Consider the following 15,275-nt stretch of genomic DNA (forward strand, 5'->3'; position numbering starts at 1 on the left):
TCCCGCCGGCGCTTACGCTTCCACCCATTGCCGCACCGCGCCGTCGGCGAGCAACCGCATCAGCCGCTGCTCGGCTTCCGCATCCGTGGCGATGACGACACCGCCGCAGACCGTGTCGCGGCCGGTGAACGCGTAGCGCAGCACCGGCGCCGGCCTCAGCCCGCCCGATCCCGTCGCGCAAAACCCCTGCATCGCGTGCGGCCGGTCGCTGCGGCCGATGGCGACCTCCAAGCCGGCCGCCTGCCCCCTCAGCGGAATCGCGAAGAATTCGAGCCGCCGCCCCTCCTGCTGGGCGAGCGCCCGACGGGGGCTGGACAGCGCGACGAGAGTGTCGGGGGGCAGATGCAACAGCCCCTCGAACGACAGCGACGGACCCACCCGCGCAAATCGGTCGATCACCGCCATCCCGCTGAGATCGTCGAGCACGAGGAACAGGCGCGCATGGGCGTAGTCGGGCCCGTGCACGGTGGTGGCGAGCGTCAGGGCCTGAGCCCCATCGAGCGTGAGACGGGCGGTCAGCGTCGCCGAACCGGCGACCGGCTCGCACCCATCGGGGATGGCGACGTTGTGGGCACGGGGCGAAAGCAGGTAGTGGCGCGCCGGGCCGACCTCGACCCCCTCGGCGCCGCCGCCCTCGACGATCCAGCGCCGCGAGCCGGTGGCGAAGGTGAAGGAGGTGCAGTCGCGATGCCCGTGCGGTGATTGCGCGGCATGGGTGAGGGCGAAATGACCCCAGCCCTGCTCCATCCCGTCGTGGCGGAGCGCCAGCATGCTGGCGGTGCGACCCTCGGGAACGGGGGTCGCGTCACGCTCGGCGACGAGGTCGTAGCCTTGAGAAGGCCCCCGCGCGGAGAGCCGGGCGATCCAGGCGGCATGGTCGAGGCCCGCGGGCGCGTCGCCGAAGGGCGGCAGCCGCCCGCCGCGATCGATCAGCCCGGCAAGACCCGGCAAAGCCGCCTCGACGCGGCGGCGGATCGTCGGGCCGGGCTCGGTCTCGCCGAGCGCGTCGGCGATCGCCTGTCCGTGGCTCAGGAGATCGAGACGCCGCACCGGGGCCGCATCGGTGAATTCGCCGGCCTCCGACAACAACGCATCGAAGCCATGGGTGAGGCTGTCGCGCGCCAGGGAATTCCAGTGCGGGGCGAAGGCGAAGCCGAGCAGCGCCCGCGCCACGGCAAGGAGGGCCGCCGCTGCCTGGATGCCGTGCAGAGCCCGCGCCAGAGTGTTCTGCCCGACGATCTCGGCGAGCGCGAAGCCCTGCCGGGCGGCCTCTGCGGCAATTTCGGTTCGGGTCGGCTCGTCGCCGCCCGCGAGCAGGCCCGCCAGCACGTCGCCGCGGGGCGCCAAAGCCGCCGGGTGCAGGCTCAGGCCGTCCGCCGGCTGTCCCCACGGATTCGCCCGCGACCACGCGGCGGCGATCGTCCGGGCGCGGGCCGCGCCGTCCGGAAGGCTTGCGAGCGGCAGCAGCCATGCCAGCGATTGATAGGCGAGGCGCCACGCCACGGAGCGGAACGGGTCCTCGCGCCAGTCCGGCGCGTCCGGCAACGTCCAATCGGGCAGGCCGGCCAGAGCCAGGACGACGCTCTCCCCCTCGATCCGCGCCGTCCGATCCGGCCCACTGCGCCGCTCGCGGGCCTGGGCGAGGATCGGTGCAGCGCCCGTATCGGAGCCCGCCCGCCAGGACACCGGCACGCCTTCGGGCAGGCCGAGCCGGTCGGCGAGGCGGGCGAGGAAGGCCGGGGCATCGAGGACGTCGTCGTCGCAGAGGCTTTCGAGGCGGAAATCGTCTTCGAGCGCAAGTTCGGGCAGGCCGATCAGCTCGATCTCCGAGGCTTTTGGCGCATCCTCCCACACGCCGAAATCGAGGGCGACCGCGGCGGCGCCGGGCGGCGGGCGTAAGGTCAGGGTGAAGCGGCGGGCCTGCGGCTGGGCCGAGAGGTTGATGACCGCACCGAGGCCCGGCACGGAGACGGCGTTGGCGTAGGGCGGCGCGATCTCCGCGCCTGCCGCGTCCCGGTAGACGAGCCGCACCCGCGCGGCGTGCTCGTCGGCTCGCGCGGCGTAGATCTGGCCGCGCAGCACCAGGGCGACCTCCTCGGCCAGCGCGTAGTCGAAATGCAGCCCCTCGCCGGATAGCGGACGCCGACGCGGCGCCGGTGCCGGGTCGGCCTCGCCAACGCGCAGCACAGGGTCGGCCACGGTGACGTCGCGGGTGTTGCGCCAGGAGCGCAGGGTGACGCTGACGCCGCTCGCCTGATCGGGCACGCGGAAGGCGATGCGGAACGGCTCCGCACCGAGAAGCGCCGGCCCCGGAATCCAGGCGACATGCGGATCGAGCAGGCTGCGAGCCAGCCCCGGCACGTGGTCGAGATCGAGGCTGGAACCGTCCGCCGCCAGGAAGTCGAACCCGGCCACGGCGGCATCGACGGCCAGGGCCGCCGCCTCGTCCGCATCGAAGGCGAGCCCGAATCGCAGGCAGGCCCAGCTGCCGGGCGTCAGGTCGGCAAAGCTCAAGCCCACCCGCGCGAAGCGGTTGTTGGGCGCGATGCGGTGCAGCCCCTCGCGCCCGCCCGGCCCGGCGCCCCCGGCATAGCGTGACGCGGCCGGCAGCCGGGACGCTGCGCCCTCGCCGTCGGAGACGGCCGCAGCGGCCCGCTCATCGATCTGGTCCATCCCCCGCAGGCGCTACCTCGGGGAACGGCCGTGTCAAGGCGCGAGCCAGCCTCGTGCAAGATTGCCTACCTAAACCTCCCACCAGACGCAGGCTTCACCATCCGGGTGCACCCGCGTCCCGCGCTTCTTGAGGAGCCCTTGAAATGGGGGCGTTGCCATGACGACGGGCGTCTACCTGTTCGACCTCGCCTCGCAGCACGCGCGTTTCCTCGCGACGCGGCAGGCCACCATTGCCGGGAACGTCGCGAACGCGAACACCCCCGGCTACAAGGCGCGGGACGTGATGCCGTTCGCCCAGGTTCTGGCCAAGACGGGGCTCGACATGGCCTCGACCGCCACGAGCCACCTGGCAACGCCAGGCACCGGCATCCCCGTGCGCGAGGCCAAGCCCTCCGAGACCTGGGAAGTGCTGCAATCGTCGAGCGCGGTGAGCCTGGAGCAGGAGATGCTCAAGGCGAGCGACGTCTCGCGCCAGCACAACCTCGACACGGCGGTGGTGAAGTCGTTCCACCGCATGCTGATGGCCGCCGTGCGGAGCGGATCATGATCGACCCCCTGCTCTCCGCCTCGCGGCTCGCCAGCGCCGGCCTCGAAGCGCAATCGCTGCGCATGCGGGTAGTCTCCGAGAACCTCGCCAACGCGCAATCGACCGGCGCGACGCCCGGCGCCGACCCCTATGCCCGCAAGACGGTGACGTTCCGGGCCGAACTCGACCGGGCGGCGGGCGCGGCCTCAGTGCGCCTGCGCGAGATCGGCACCGACAACGCGCCGTTCCGCACCGAGCACGACCCCGCCAACCCGGCGGCCGACGCGAACGGCAACGTCAAGCTGCCCAACGTGAACATGCTCGTCGAGATGGCCGACATGCGCGAGGCCAACCGCTCCTACGAGGCGAACCTCCAGGTCATCAAACAGGCCCGGGCCATGGTCGCCAGCGTCATCGATCTCCTGAAGTCCTGAAGAGCCGTCCGCGATGATCGAAGCCCTCAACTCGCTCGCCGCCTTCGACAAGGTCGCCGGCACCTCCTTCGCCGGGGCCGCGCCGACCCAGAAGGCCGTGTTCAGCCCGGCCGCAATCTCCGGCATCGCCGGGACCGCGCCGACGGCGCCCACCGATTTCGGTGAGGTGATGGCCCAGGTCGCGTCCAGCGCCCGCGACGCGCTGCGTACGGGCGAGGCCACGGCGATCTCCGGCATCCAGGGCAAGGCCACTGCCCAGCAGGTGGTCGAGGCGGTGATGTCCGCCGAGCAGAGCCTCCAGACCGTGGTGGCGATCCGCGACAAGGTGGTCGCCGCCTACCTCGAACTCAGCCGCATGCCGATCTGATCGGCCGAGCCGCTTCCGTTTCAACGCGCTCTCCCGCCGAACCGGCATCCCCGACGGCGGAGCGCGCTAGCCCGAAGGATCCCTCGCCATGCGCGCGCTCGCCATCGCCGCCACGGGCATGTCCGCCCAGCAGCTCAACCTCGAAGTCATCGCCAACAACATCGCCAACCTGAACACCACCGGGTTCAAGGGCGCGCGGGCCGAGTTCACCGATCTGCTTTACCAAGCCGAGCGGCAGCAGGGCGTGCCGAACCAAGCGGGCCAGGAGGCGGTGCCGGAGGGCGCGATGCTGGGCCTCGGCGTCCGCGCCGCGGCGATCCGCAACCTGCACCGGCAGGGGTCGCTCGCCAATACCGGCAACCAGCTCGATCTGGCGGTGAACGGGCGCGGCTACTTCCAGATCACCAGCCCGGCGGGCGAGATCAACTACACCCGCGCCGGCTCGTTCAACAAGAACAACGCCGGCCAGCTCGTGACCATGGAAGGCTACGCCGTCGATCCGGCGATCCTGATCCCGCAGAACACCGCGCAGGTGACGATCAACGAATCCGGTCAGGTCTTCGCCAAGATCGATGGGCAGGTCGCGCTGCAGAATGTCGGCCAGTTGACGCTCGCCAACTTCGCCAATGATTCCGGCCTCGAACCGCTCGGTAACGGCCTCTATCGCGAGACCCCGGCCTCCGGCGCACCCGTGGTCGGCAATCCCGGCGACGTGAGCTACGGCAAGCTGCAGCAGGGCTATCTCGAAGGGTCGAACGTCGATCCGGTGAAGGAGATCACCAGCCTCATCACGGCCCAGCGCGCCTTCGAAATGAACTCGAAGGTGATCCAGGCCGCCGACGAGATGGCCGGAACGGTCTCCAAGGGCATCCGCTGACACGCGCGGTGTCCGCGTCCGCGTCCCTTCGCGCATCCCCTTGCGCGTCTTCCCCTCCCCCTTCGGCGCGAGCCCCCATGCCCCGCAAGACCCTCGTCCGCGGCCTCGTGCTGGCCGTTCTCGCGGCCGGTTCGGCGCAACCCATCGCTCCGGCGCAGGCCGTCGAGGGTATGGCGAATGCCGAACTCATGCTGCCGGTGCCGACCGTCACGATCTATCCCGGCGACACGATCAAGGAATCGATGCTGCGGATGCAGGGCTATCCCGCGACCTACCGGGCGCGCACGGCCGTCATCGATGCCTCCGCCGCGATCGCCGGCCGGGTCGCGCGGCGGATGCTGCTGCCGGGTGAGCCGGTGCCGGTCAACGCCGTAGACGATCCCCGCCTCGTGAGCCGGGGTGCGCCGACGCAGATGATCTTCGAGGAGAACGGCCTCGTCATCACCGCGGTCGGGGCGCCGCTGCAGAACGGCGGCCTCGGCGAGACGATCCGCGTGCGCAACACCGACACCAACCGCATCATCCTCGGCACGGTGATGGCCGACGGCCGCATCCGGATCGGCGCACAATGACCCGCCGTCTGATCCTCGCGGTGCTGCTCGGCCTGCTCACCGGCCTCGGCTTTGCCGTGATGACGGGTTCGGCCCGGGCGAGCGGCACCCGCATCAAGGACATCGCGACGCTCAAGGGCGTGCGCGACAACCAGCTTTTCGGCTACGGCCTCGTCACCGGCCTTCAGGGCACCGGCGACACCCTGCGCAACGCGCAGTTCACCGAGCAGTCGCTGCAATCGCTGCTCGACCGGCTCGGCATCAACGTGCGCGACGCCCGCCTGCGCACCCGCAACATCGCCGCCGTGATGGTGACCGCCGACCTGCCGCCCTATACCGGCACCGGCTCGCGCATCGACGTCACCGTGACCTCCATGGGCGACGCCACCTCGCTGCGCGGCGGCACGCTGCTGATGACGTCGCTCACCGGCGGCGACGGCCTCGTCTACGCGGCAGCGCAAGGCCCGCTCGCGGTCTCCGGCTTCTCGGTGCAGGGCCAGGCCGAGCAATTGACCCAAGGCGTGCCGACGGCGGGCCGCATCCCGAACGGCGCGATGATCGAGCGCGAGGTGCCCGGCACCTTCCGCGATCTGCCCGAACTCGTGTTCGAGCTGAAGAACCCCGACTTCAAGACCGCGACCCAGATCTCCGACGCGATCAACGCGTGGTCGCTCGGCGCCTTCGGCCGGCGCATCGCCAGCGCGCGGGACCAGCGCGCCGTGGTGGTGATGCGCGGGCGCCAGATGGCCCAGACCCGGCTGGTGGCGCAGATCGGCGACCTGACGATCCAGCCCGACACGCCGGCCCGCGTCGTCGTGGACCAGCGCACCGGCACCGTCGTGATCGGGCGCAACGTGACGATCTCCACCGTCGCGGTCACCCACGGCAACCTCACGGTGCGGGTCACCGAGGCGCCGGAAGTGTCGCAGCCCGAGCCCTTCTCCAACGGCCAGACCGTCGTGGTGCCGCGCACCGAAGTCGCGGCGCGGGAGGAGCGCGGCAAGCTCGCCATTCTCGGCGGCTCCGACCTCCAGACGCTGGTGCGCGGGCTCAATCAGGTCGGGCTGAAGCCCACCGACATCATCGCGATCCTGCAGGCGGTGAAGACCGCCGGCGCCCTCCAGGCGGAGCTTGTGGTGCAGTGATGACCGTGACCCTGCGCATCGCCCTGTGCTGGCTCGCCCTCTCCGGCGCCGCGCTCGCGGCCGGCGGCGACCATGCCGACCCGGCCAAGGACGCCGCGATGCGGGCGCTCGCCGTCCGCGACGCGCCGAAGGAGGTCTCGGCCCAGGATTTCGTCGCCAAGGAGCCGGCCAAGTCCGGCTACTGCGCCAACATCGCGGATGCCGCCGCCGATGCCCGCTTCGCGTGGCAGAAGGAGCAGCTCGCGGTGATGGAGCGGCAGGTCGAGGAGCGCATCAAGCTGCTCGAAGAGAAGCGGGCCGAGTACGAGGCGTGGCTCAAGCGCCGCAACGAGTTCCTGGCCAAGGCCGACGAGAGCGTGGTCGCGGTCTACGCCAAGATGCGGCCCGACGCGGCGGCGCTCCAACTCGCCAACATGCCCGACGAGGCGGCCGCCGCCCTGTTGACCAAGCTCAACGCCCGCACCGCGAGCGCCATTCTCTCCGAGATGGAAGCGGCCCGTGCCGCCGGTCTTGCCCGTGCGATGTCGGAATCCGGCCGCAAGGACGCGACCGCTCCGGCCGTCAAGAAGAACCAGAGGTCGTGATGCGCCCCTCCTCCGCCGCCGTGGCAGTGCTGGCCCTCTCGCTCGGCGCCTGCCAGAGCGATCTCGACCGCCTCGGCCGCCCGCCGCTGCTGACGCCGATCGGCACCGGGCTCAACGCGCCCCGCGAGCCGCTGCCGACCTCCTTCGGCGCGCTCGGCCCGCGCCACAGCTACCACTCGACCTGGAGCCCGGCGAGCGCCGCGCTCTACCAGGATCCGCGGGCCCGTGATGTCGGCGACGTCATCACGGTCAGCATCGCCATCAACGACAAGGCGCAGTTCGACAATGCGAGCGAGCGCGGCCGCAGCCAGAAGAGCAGCCTCGGCTTCGATTTCGGCTACGGCATCTCGGCGCTCAAGGACACGGCCACCGCCGATACCGGCATCCGCTCCGGCACGGAGACCAAGGGCCAGGGCTCGATCGACCGCAAGGAATCGCTCAGCCTCTCGGTTGCGGCGGTGGTCACCGAGGTGCTGCCCAACGGCAACGTGCTGATCTCGGGCTCGCAGGAAGTGCGGGTCAACAACGAGGTCCGCGTCCTCGAAGTCGCCGGCATCGTCCGCCCGCGGGACATCTCGCGCAAGAACACCATCGATTACGACAAGATCGCCGAGGCGCGCATCTCCTACGGCGGACGCGGGCGCATCACCGACGTGCAGGGCCCGAGCCTGGGCCAGCGGGTCTTCGAGACCGTGGCGCCGTTCTGACGGGGACTGAGCATGGCCGAGAACAAGGATGGCGCGAAGAAGAGCGGCAAGGGCTGGATCGGGGCGCTCGCCCTGGTCACGCTGATCGCCGTCGGCACCGGGGGCGGGCTTGGCGTCTACCTGCTCGGCACCGTCGAGAAATCGGTCGACCTCAAGCAGCGCGAGGAGGCCGGCAAGGCGGTGAAGGTGCTCAATTACACCGGCGACCTGTCCCTGCGCAGCGTCGGCTCGGTGGTGGCGAACCTCGCCGAGCCGACCGATTCCTGGGTGCGGATCGAATCCTCCGTCGTCTTCAAGACCGGCACGCTGCCGAACCCCGACGTGACGCTGGCCGAGATCCGCGCCGACGCGCTGGCCTACCTGCGCACGCTCTCCATGGCGCAGATCGAGGGCGCGAACGGCCTCCAGCACGTGCGTGAGGATCTCAACGAGCGCGTCGCCACCCGCACCAAGGGAGTGGTGCGCGAACTCATCGTCGAATCGTTGGTGGTCCAGTGAGGCTGTCGCGCGCGATCCTCGTCACCGCCGGCCTCGCCCTGGCGACCGGCCTCACGGCCTCAGCCGCGCTGGCGCAGGGGGCCTCCCCCGGCGGCGTCACCGGCGTGCCGGGCCTCGACGCGCTGCTGCCGCCCGGCAACGGGGCGGCGTCCGGGCGCATCATCCAGCTCGTCGCGCTGCTCACCGTGCTGTCGCTGGCGCCGGGCCTGCTCGTGATGGTCACGAGCTTCACGCGCTTTGCCGTCGCCTTCTCGTTCCTGCGCTCGGGGCTCGGCCTGCAGAGCACGCCGGCCAACCTGTTCCTCGTCTCGCTCGCCCTGTTCATGACCTTCTACGTCATGGCGCCGACCTTCGACCGGGCCTGGAACGAGGGCGTGAAGCCGCTGCAGGAGAACCGCATCAGCGAGGAGGAGGCGTTCGGCAAGATCGTCGATCCGTTCCGCGAGTTCATGTCCCAGCACGTGCGCCCGAAGGACCTTCAGACTTTCACGGATCTCGCGAGCCGCAACTTCCCCAAGGCCGAGGCCGGCGAGAAGATCGACCTGCGCATCCTGATCCCCGCCTTCATGATCTCGGAGCTGCGCCGGGGCTTCGAGATCGGCTTCCTGATCGTGCTGCCCTTCCTCGTCATCGACATCATCGTCTCCACCATCGTGATGTCGATGGGCATGATGATGCTGCCGCCGACCGTGATCTCGCTGCCGTTCAAGGTGCTGTTCTTCATCCTGATCGACGGCTGGAACCTGCTGGTCAGCGGCTTGGTGCGGTCGTTCTTCTGATCCTCGACTTGCGAATATCCCGCCCAACAGCCTCATCCTGAGGAGCCCGCGTCAGCGGGCCTCGAAGGATCCTCCAGATCCAGCGCGATCCCTGGAACACCCTTCGAGGCCTTCGCTTCGCGAAGGCACCTCAGGATGAGGAAGAGGGTTGGATCAATACGACAGGCCGAACGCGATCGGTGTCCCGGCCGCGGTCAGCCGCGATAGGACCAGAGATCGCGCCCGAACGTCCGGATCAGACCCGCGTGCAGGCCGTTCAGGCGCGCCAAAGCCGCCGACGCCTGAGCGGCAATCGCCCCCGCCTCGGCGGAGACAACGACGTCCGCCTCCGCGTCCGGATCGCCCTCGGCGATGAAGAGGGTTCCGTCGCGGACAAGGATGCGGATGAACCAGCCCTGGTCGATCGCATCCCAGACCATGCCGTCGGGCCCCGCATCGGCGAGCGCCGTGAGAAGCGCGGCGGTTTGCGGCACGTCATCGGTCCAGGGGAAGGAAACGACCGGTTGGCCGGCCTCCAGCAGTAGCGGCGTGACCGAGAAATACGGAAACGGCTGCGCCAGGACCGTCAGCTTGCCGTGACGGCGCGCCGTGGCGATCAGCCCCTCGTAATGGGCGGCGAGCGCGGCCTCGCGGCCCGGCAGATCGAGCGTCGCCGCCAGATGCGGGACACGGCACGGCAGGTCGGCCGGGTCGAGGGGAACCCGCAGACGCTCCCAATCGGCCGGGCCAATGTCGTTCTCCGGGCCGATGAAGAGGCTGTCGGCGATGCGGAAGGCGGCATCGCATCGGAACGGACCGAGCGGCCGCGCCCGCGTCATCCAGGCCTCGTCCGAGCTCTCCTCGATCATCGCCGGCTCCCACCACACGCAGACCTGTCGCGCCGCAATCCCCGCGCAAGGGTGAGCCCTCATTCAAGCTGACGAAGCGTGTCAGGTTGCCAACGGGGTCGGTCCGGGGATGTTCGGTCGCGAGCAAGCCGAAAGATTGTGGAGCAACATCGTCGATCTCGGCGCGAGGCGGCTGATCGCCCTCGGGCTGGTCGGCCTCTTGGTGTTTCTCGGCGTGGGTGTCGGCGCCTACTACCTCAGCCGTCCGGCGCAGGAGATGCTCTATACGGGCCTGTCCCGTGAGGACGTGTCGCGCATCGGCGGCGTGCTCAAGGATAACGGCATCCCGTTCGACGTGTCGTCCGACGGTACCGCCGTGCTCGTCTCCTTCGGCCACACCGCGCAGGCGCGGATGCTGCTGGCTGAGAAGGGCCTGCCGCAGAGCTCCAAGTCCGGCTACGAGCTGTTCAACGATCTCGGCTCGCTCGGCATGACCTCGTTCATGCAAGAAGTGACCCGTGTGCGGGCGCTCGAGGGCGAGATCGCCCGCACCATCCAGGGCATGAAGGGCGTGCGCGCCGCCCGCGTCCACTTGGTGCTTCCCGACCGCGGCTCGTTCCGCCGCGACCAGCAGCCGGCCTCCGCCTCCGTGGTGGTCCGCACCGAGCCTGCCGACGACGTGTCCGGCGCGCAGGCGATCCGCCAGCTCGTCGCCTCGGCGATCCCCGGCATGAAGCCCGACCGCGTCACCGTGATCGGCTCGGAGGGTACGGTGCTGCTCGCGGGCGACGATGCCGGCACGGCGCCCACCGGCAAGATGGCGACGCTGGAGAAGTCCGTGAGCCGCGAGATGCAGGACAACATCCGCCGCACGCTCGCGCCCTATCTCGGCGTCGGCAATTTCGAGATCAGCGTCGCGACCCAGCTCAACACCGACAAGACGAGCACGAACGAGACCATCTTCAACCCCGACCAGCGGGTGGAGCGCTCGGTGCGCTCGGTGCGCGAGAGCGAGAACGGGCAGAACCGCAACAGCCAGCGCCCGACCAGCGCGCAGGAGAACCTGCCCGACCAGCGCACCCGCTCGGACGGCAACGACCAGTCGAGCAACGAAAGCTCGAAGAAGGAAGACCTCACCAATTACGAGATCTCCCAGAAGACGATTCAGACGGTGAGCGACGGCTACGCCATCCGCCGCCTCTCGGTCGCGGTGCTGGTCAACCGCTCGCGGCTGACCGCGCTCGCCGGGCCCGACGACAAGGCGAGCCTCGACAAGCAGATCGCCGAGATCGAGGAGCTGGTGGGCTCGGCCGCGGGCTTCAACAAGGAGCGCGGCGACACGATCAAGGTCGCCGCCGTCGGCTTCGTCAATGACGGCCAGCCGATGGAGCCGGTTCCGCCGCTCTCCCTCACCGACGTGATGATGAAGCAGTCCGGCACGCTCATCAACGCGGCGACGATCCTCGTCGTGGCGGGCCTGCTGATCTGGTTCGGCCTGCGCCCGGCGCTCCGCGCGATCCTGGCCACGCCGGAGACCGCCCAGAGCGAGGTCGCGGCGCTTGCCGGCCCCGAGGGCGCACCCGCGCTCGCGGCCAGCATGGCGGCCGACGGCACGATGGCGCTGGCCGCACCGGGGGCAGCCCTTCCCGGTTCCAGCGAGGCGGGCAAGCTCTCCGCGCCGGGCGTCGCCGGCCTGCTGGAGGAACTGGAAGACAAGATGGCCCGCTCGCCGCAGAAGCGGCTGGAGCAGCTCATCGACATCGACGAGGAGCAGGTCGCGGCCGTGCTCAAGCGCTGGCTCATGCGTGAGGAGGCGGCGTGATGGACGCAGTCTTCGCCCGCCACCTGCCGGACTTCTCCGCCCCGCCCCCGCCGCCTGCAGCGCTCGCCGACGAGCCGGATTTTTCCGGGGCGTGGTTCCGCGCGCCCGTCGCCGCGGAGCCGGCCCCCCCGGCGCCGATCGAGATCCAGGCCGAGATCGAACCCTTCCTGCCCCGCGCCGCCGCAGCCACCCTGCGGCCGACGGAGGATCGCGAGGCGCTGATCGCCGCCGCCGAGGCGCGCGGGCGCGAGCAGGGCCGGGCCGAGGCGCTGGACGAGTGGTCGGCGCAAGCCGCGCACGAGCGCGCGGCGCAGCAGGCCCTCTTCGAGGAGGGATTGGTGCAAGCCCGCCGCGATTGGACCGAGGCGCAGAGCGAGATCCTGGCCGGCGGCTTCGTCTCCGCCCTGCAGGCGCTCGACGCCACGCTGTCGGACCGGGTCGCGCGGCTGATCGCGCCGGTCCTGGGCCAGGCGCTGCAACGGCAGGCGCTGGATGAACTCGGCGCCGCCCTCAAGCGCATCCTGGCCGAGCCGCAGCACGCGGCGGTGCAGGTGCGCGGGCCGGACGATCTGATCGCGGCGCTCGCTGCGCGGCTTGGCGGCGTCTCGGCCGGCATCGCTTTCGAGGCGGCCGAGGGGCCGGAGGTGACGGTGCGTGCGGGCGAGACCGTGATCGAGACCGAACTCGCGGCCTGGAGCCGCCTGATCACCGCCGCGATCGCGGAGGCGTAAGATGTCCGACCACCCGCAAGAAATCATCATCATCAAGCGCCACGGCGACCACGAGGAGGGCCATCACGGCGGCGCCTGGAAGATCGCGCTCGCCGACTTCATGACGGCGATGATGGCGCTGTTCCTCGTGATGTGGCTGATCAACTCCACCAGCAAGGAGCAGAAGCAGACCATCGCCGAGTACTTCAACCCGGTGAAGCTCGCCGAGGTCACCCACGACCGCAAGGGCGTGAACGACCCGCAGGACACGCCCAACGACCCCGCCCCCTCCGGCAAGGGCAAGGGCGACGGCGGCAATGCCGAGGGCAAGGGCGACGCGGCCGGCGCGCCGGGCAGCCGTGCCCGCGAATCCGCCCTGTTCCAAGACCCCTACGCGGTGCTCGCCAAGCTGGCCGCGGAGGCCGAGGCCGCCGGGCCGGAAGCCGCAAGCGCGGATGCGAGTGCACTCGAACTCGGACAGCCGGGCGTGGCCGGCGGCGAGACCGGACGCGATCCGTTCGACCCGCTCTACTGGCAGGTCGCAGCCCTGCCGCGTCGCCGCACGGACAATCCCGGCGCCCTCGACACCGCCGCCGCCGCGCCGGCCGGGGCCCGCCTCGACGCGCGGGCGCAGGCCGCCGGCTCCAAGCCCAAGGAGCCCCAGAAGGAATCGGCCAAGGACGTCGCCCGCCAGAGCCTGAACGATGCCATGCGGCAGGCCGGCGTGAAGCTCGCCTCGGCCGAGCCGATGCCGCTGACGGTTCCAAACGTCCAACCGGCCGAGCCCGCCAAGCCCTCGACCGAGGCGGCCGCGGTCGCGTCCCCGGCCGACACCCAGCCGGCCCCGCCCGAACCGACGCTTCTGGCGAAAGCCGAGGCACCTCCGGCCAAGGAGTTGGCGGCGGGCGCCGATCAAGCCGCGAAGGCGGCCGAGACCGCGGCGCTCTCCGCGCTGAAGGCCGAGATCGCGCGGGCCGTGCCGTCGCTGCCCGACGGGGCGCCCGCGCCGCAGGTCGAAGTGCGCCGCACCGGCGAGGGCGTGCTCATCAGCATCACCGACGAGATCAATTTCAGCATGTTCGGAATCGGCTCGGCCGAGCCGACGCCGAAGGTGGTCAAGGCGCTGGAGCGTATCGCCAAGATCCTCAACAGCCGCCCCGGCCAAGTCGTCGTGCGCGGCCATACCGACGGCCGCCCGTTCCGCTCGGAGAGCTACGACAACTGGCGCCTGTCGTCGGCGCGGGCGCAGATGGCCTCCTACATGCTCGTGCGCGGCGGCCTCGACGAGGCCCGCATCGACCGCATCGAGGGCCATGCCGATCGCCAGCCCCGCATCCCCGCCAACCCGAAGGCCGCCGAGAACCGCCGCATCGAAATCCTGCTGCGGGGACTGCCGGAATGATTTTTTGGGGGATTCCGAGGCGCCCGCTCGGCCGCTCCGCCGTCATCGCGGGCCGTCCGGCGCGGCGATCCCGCACCCTAACGGCCGCCGCGCTCGCCCTCGGCCTCGTCATCGCTCCGGCGAAGGCAGCCGAGCACGGCGACGCCCATGCGCCGCCCGCGGACACCCATGCCGCCGACGACCATGGCGGCCACGGTGCCTCGGCCAAGCCGATCGAACCGCTGCCGGTGAAGCCGCATAGCCTGCCGGTCGAACTGACGCGCACGCTCCAGCTCCTTCAGGACCGCATCGCCCACGGCTCGACCCAGGCGCATCTCGCGCAGCGTCAGCTCCTCGGCCATATCGAGCAGCGGCTGATCGCGCTGGATCCCGAGGCCTGGGCCGAAGCGCAGAACGTGCGCGCCGCCGTCACCTTCGCGCTGGCTGGTGGCGGACCGGGCGCCCTGCGGGTGATCCTGAGATCCGGCAAGGTGCCGGAAGCGGAGCAGCCCCTGGCGCTCGGGGCGCTCGCCTATCTGGAAGGGCGTGAGCGGGAGGCACGGGCCAAGCTCGCCGACATCGACCCGCGCACGATGCCGCCGGGCCTCGCCGGGCAGCTCGCGCTGACGCAATCGGCGCTGATGGTGCGCGACGCCCCGGTCAAGTCCCTCGAACTCCTAGACCTCGCCCGGCTTCTGGCGCCCGGCACGCTGGTCGAGGAAGGGGCGCTGCGCCGCGAGATCTTCGTGGTCGCGCAGAGCGGCGATGCGCGCCGCTTCGAGGCGCTGGCGATCCAGTACCTGCGCCGATTCCGCCGCTCGGTCTATGCCGGCAACTTCCGCCAGCGCTTCGCCGGGGCGCTCACCCGCCTCGACTTCGACAGCGACCGCACCCGCATCGCCAGCCTGGAGCGGATGCTCGACGAGATCGAACCGCAGAGCCGGCGCGACCTCTACCTGCTCGTGGCGCGCGCCGGGCTGGAACAGGGTCGTCGCGAGACCGCGCTGTTTTCCGCCGAGCGGGCGATGGGGCTCGCCGCACCGGATTCGCAGCCGGCGGCGCAGGCGCGGCTCTATCGCGGCGCGGCGCTGATCGTGGCCGATGGGCGCTTCGAGGAAGGCTACGAGGCCCTGCGCGGCCTCGACCGCGCCGATTTCGTGCCGACCGACGCGGACCTGCTCGATGCCGCGCTCTCCACCGCCCAGCAGATCCGCACGCCCTCCCCCGTTGTCGAGGCCGCCCCGGCCCCGCCCCCCTCGGCGAGCCGGCCGATCCCCGAATCCGGTTCGCTCCTGCGGGCGCAGGAGGCCCTGGCCCGGGCCGAGCGCGCCATGGATGCCACCACCCGCACACCCTGAAATCTCCCCGCACTCCAACCACCGGACGATCGACCC

At 70.9% G+C, this 15,275-nt stretch carries 16 protein-coding genes; 14 read left to right on the plus strand and 2 right to left on the minus strand.

Annotated elements, in window-relative coordinates; genetic code table 11:
- Positions 1 to 12: 12 nt before the first annotated feature.
- Positions 13 to 2,673: a heparinase II/III domain-containing protein gene (locus tag ASF53_RS03665; RefSeq protein WP_056194026.1), complete on the minus strand. Its 2,661-nt coding sequence runs from the start codon at positions 2,671 to 2,673 to the stop codon at positions 13 to 15.
- Positions 2,674 to 2,830: 157 nt separating this feature from the next.
- Here ASF53_RS03665 and flgB point away from each other — a divergent pair, with 157 nt between their 5' ends.
- The 10 genes from flgB (at position 2,831) to fliP (ending at position 9,141) form a co-directional block, all read left to right on the plus strand.
- Positions 2,831 to 3,220, plus strand: coding sequence for a flagellar basal body rod protein FlgB (gene flgB, locus ASF53_RS03670; RefSeq protein ID WP_056194028.1), 390 nt, complete (start codon positions 2,831 to 2,833; stop codon positions 3,218 to 3,220).
- Positions 3,220 to 3,633, plus strand: a complete 414-nt coding sequence (gene flgC / locus ASF53_RS03675) for a flagellar basal body rod protein FlgC (RefSeq protein WP_200943163.1) — start codon at positions 3,220 to 3,222, stop codon at positions 3,631 to 3,633. The genes flgB and flgC overlap by 1 nt, the downstream gene beginning before the upstream one ends.
- A gap of 13 nt (positions 3,634 to 3,646) precedes the next feature.
- Positions 3,647 to 4,000 carry a flagellar hook-basal body complex protein FliE gene (gene fliE / locus ASF53_RS03680; RefSeq protein ID WP_056194035.1) on the plus strand — a complete coding sequence of 118 codons (354 nt, stop codon included), beginning with the start codon at positions 3,647 to 3,649 and terminating at the stop codon, positions 3,998 to 4,000.
- Positions 4,001 to 4,088: 88 nt separating this feature from the next.
- Positions 4,089 to 4,877: a flagellar basal-body rod protein FlgG gene (flgG, locus tag ASF53_RS03685; RefSeq protein ID WP_056194038.1), complete on the plus strand. Its 789-nt coding sequence runs from the start codon at positions 4,089 to 4,091 to the stop codon at positions 4,875 to 4,877.
- A gap of 77 nt (positions 4,878 to 4,954) precedes the next feature.
- Complete coding sequence (flgA, locus tag ASF53_RS03690) at positions 4,955 to 5,449, plus strand: flagellar basal body P-ring formation chaperone FlgA (RefSeq protein ID WP_056194040.1); 495 nt, start codon at positions 4,955 to 4,957, stop codon at positions 5,447 to 5,449.
- Complete coding sequence (gene flgI / locus ASF53_RS03695; RefSeq protein WP_056194043.1) at positions 5,446 to 6,573, plus strand: flagellar basal body P-ring protein FlgI; 1,128 nt, start codon at positions 5,446 to 5,448, stop codon at positions 6,571 to 6,573. The genes flgA and flgI overlap by 4 nt, the downstream gene beginning before the upstream one ends.
- A complete protein-coding gene (locus ASF53_RS03700) occupies positions 6,573 to 7,157 on the plus strand; it encodes a MotE family protein (RefSeq protein ID WP_056194381.1) in 585 nt (194 codons plus the stop codon). Before flgI ends, ASF53_RS03700 begins: the two co-directional genes overlap by 1 nt.
- The gene (gene flgH / locus ASF53_RS03705) at positions 7,157 to 7,864 is read left to right on the plus strand and encodes a flagellar basal body L-ring protein FlgH (RefSeq protein WP_056194046.1); all 708 of its coding nucleotides are present in this window, start codon (positions 7,157 to 7,159) and stop codon (positions 7,862 to 7,864) included. The genes ASF53_RS03700 and flgH overlap by 1 nt, the downstream gene beginning before the upstream one ends.
- Before the next feature lie 12 nt (positions 7,865 to 7,876).
- Positions 7,877 to 8,362 carry a flagellar basal body-associated FliL family protein gene (locus tag ASF53_RS03710; protein WP_056194050.1) on the plus strand — a complete coding sequence of 162 codons (486 nt, stop codon included), beginning with the start codon at positions 7,877 to 7,879 and terminating at the stop codon, positions 8,360 to 8,362.
- Positions 8,359 to 9,141 (plus strand): flagellar type III secretion system pore protein FliP, encoded by a 783-nt coding sequence (gene fliP, locus ASF53_RS03715; RefSeq protein WP_056194052.1) that lies wholly within the window; start codon positions 8,359 to 8,361, stop codon positions 9,139 to 9,141. The genes ASF53_RS03710 and fliP overlap by 4 nt, the downstream gene beginning before the upstream one ends.
- A 194-nt stretch (positions 9,142 to 9,335) precedes the next feature.
- Here fliP and ASF53_RS03720 read toward each other — a convergent pair whose 3' ends face one another.
- Positions 9,336 to 9,989, minus strand: coding sequence for a hypothetical protein (locus ASF53_RS03720; RefSeq protein ID WP_056194055.1), 654 nt, complete (start codon positions 9,987 to 9,989; stop codon positions 9,336 to 9,338).
- A gap of 109 nt (positions 9,990 to 10,098) precedes the next feature.
- Here ASF53_RS03720 and fliF point away from each other — a divergent pair, with 109 nt between their 5' ends.
- From fliF to ASF53_RS03740, 4 genes are read left to right on the plus strand one after another with little or no spacing between them, the layout of a single operon-like run.
- A complete protein-coding gene (gene fliF / locus ASF53_RS03725) occupies positions 10,099 to 11,790 on the plus strand; it encodes a flagellar basal-body MS-ring/collar protein FliF (RefSeq protein ID WP_056194058.1) in 1,692 nt (563 codons plus the stop codon).
- The gene (locus tag ASF53_RS03730) at positions 11,790 to 12,521 is read left to right on the plus strand and encodes a hypothetical protein (RefSeq protein ID WP_056194061.1); all 732 of its coding nucleotides are present in this window, start codon (positions 11,790 to 11,792) and stop codon (positions 12,519 to 12,521) included. The genes fliF and ASF53_RS03730 overlap by 1 nt, the downstream gene beginning before the upstream one ends.
- Position 12,522: 1 nt before the next feature.
- Positions 12,523 to 13,902: a MotB family protein gene (locus ASF53_RS03735; RefSeq protein WP_056194065.1), complete on the plus strand. Its 1,380-nt coding sequence runs from the start codon at positions 12,523 to 12,525 to the stop codon at positions 13,900 to 13,902.
- Positions 13,899 to 15,239, plus strand: a complete 1,341-nt coding sequence (locus ASF53_RS03740) for a chemotaxis protein (RefSeq protein ID WP_056194068.1) — start codon at positions 13,899 to 13,901, stop codon at positions 15,237 to 15,239. Before ASF53_RS03735 ends, ASF53_RS03740 begins: the two co-directional genes overlap by 4 nt.
- The last annotated feature ends 36 nt before the right edge of the window (positions 15,240 to 15,275 follow it).

Origin of the sequence: Methylobacterium sp. Leaf123 (genome assembly GCF_001423405.1) — a bacterium.
Taxonomy (GTDB): Bacteria; Pseudomonadota; Alphaproteobacteria; order Rhizobiales; family Beijerinckiaceae; genus Methylobacterium.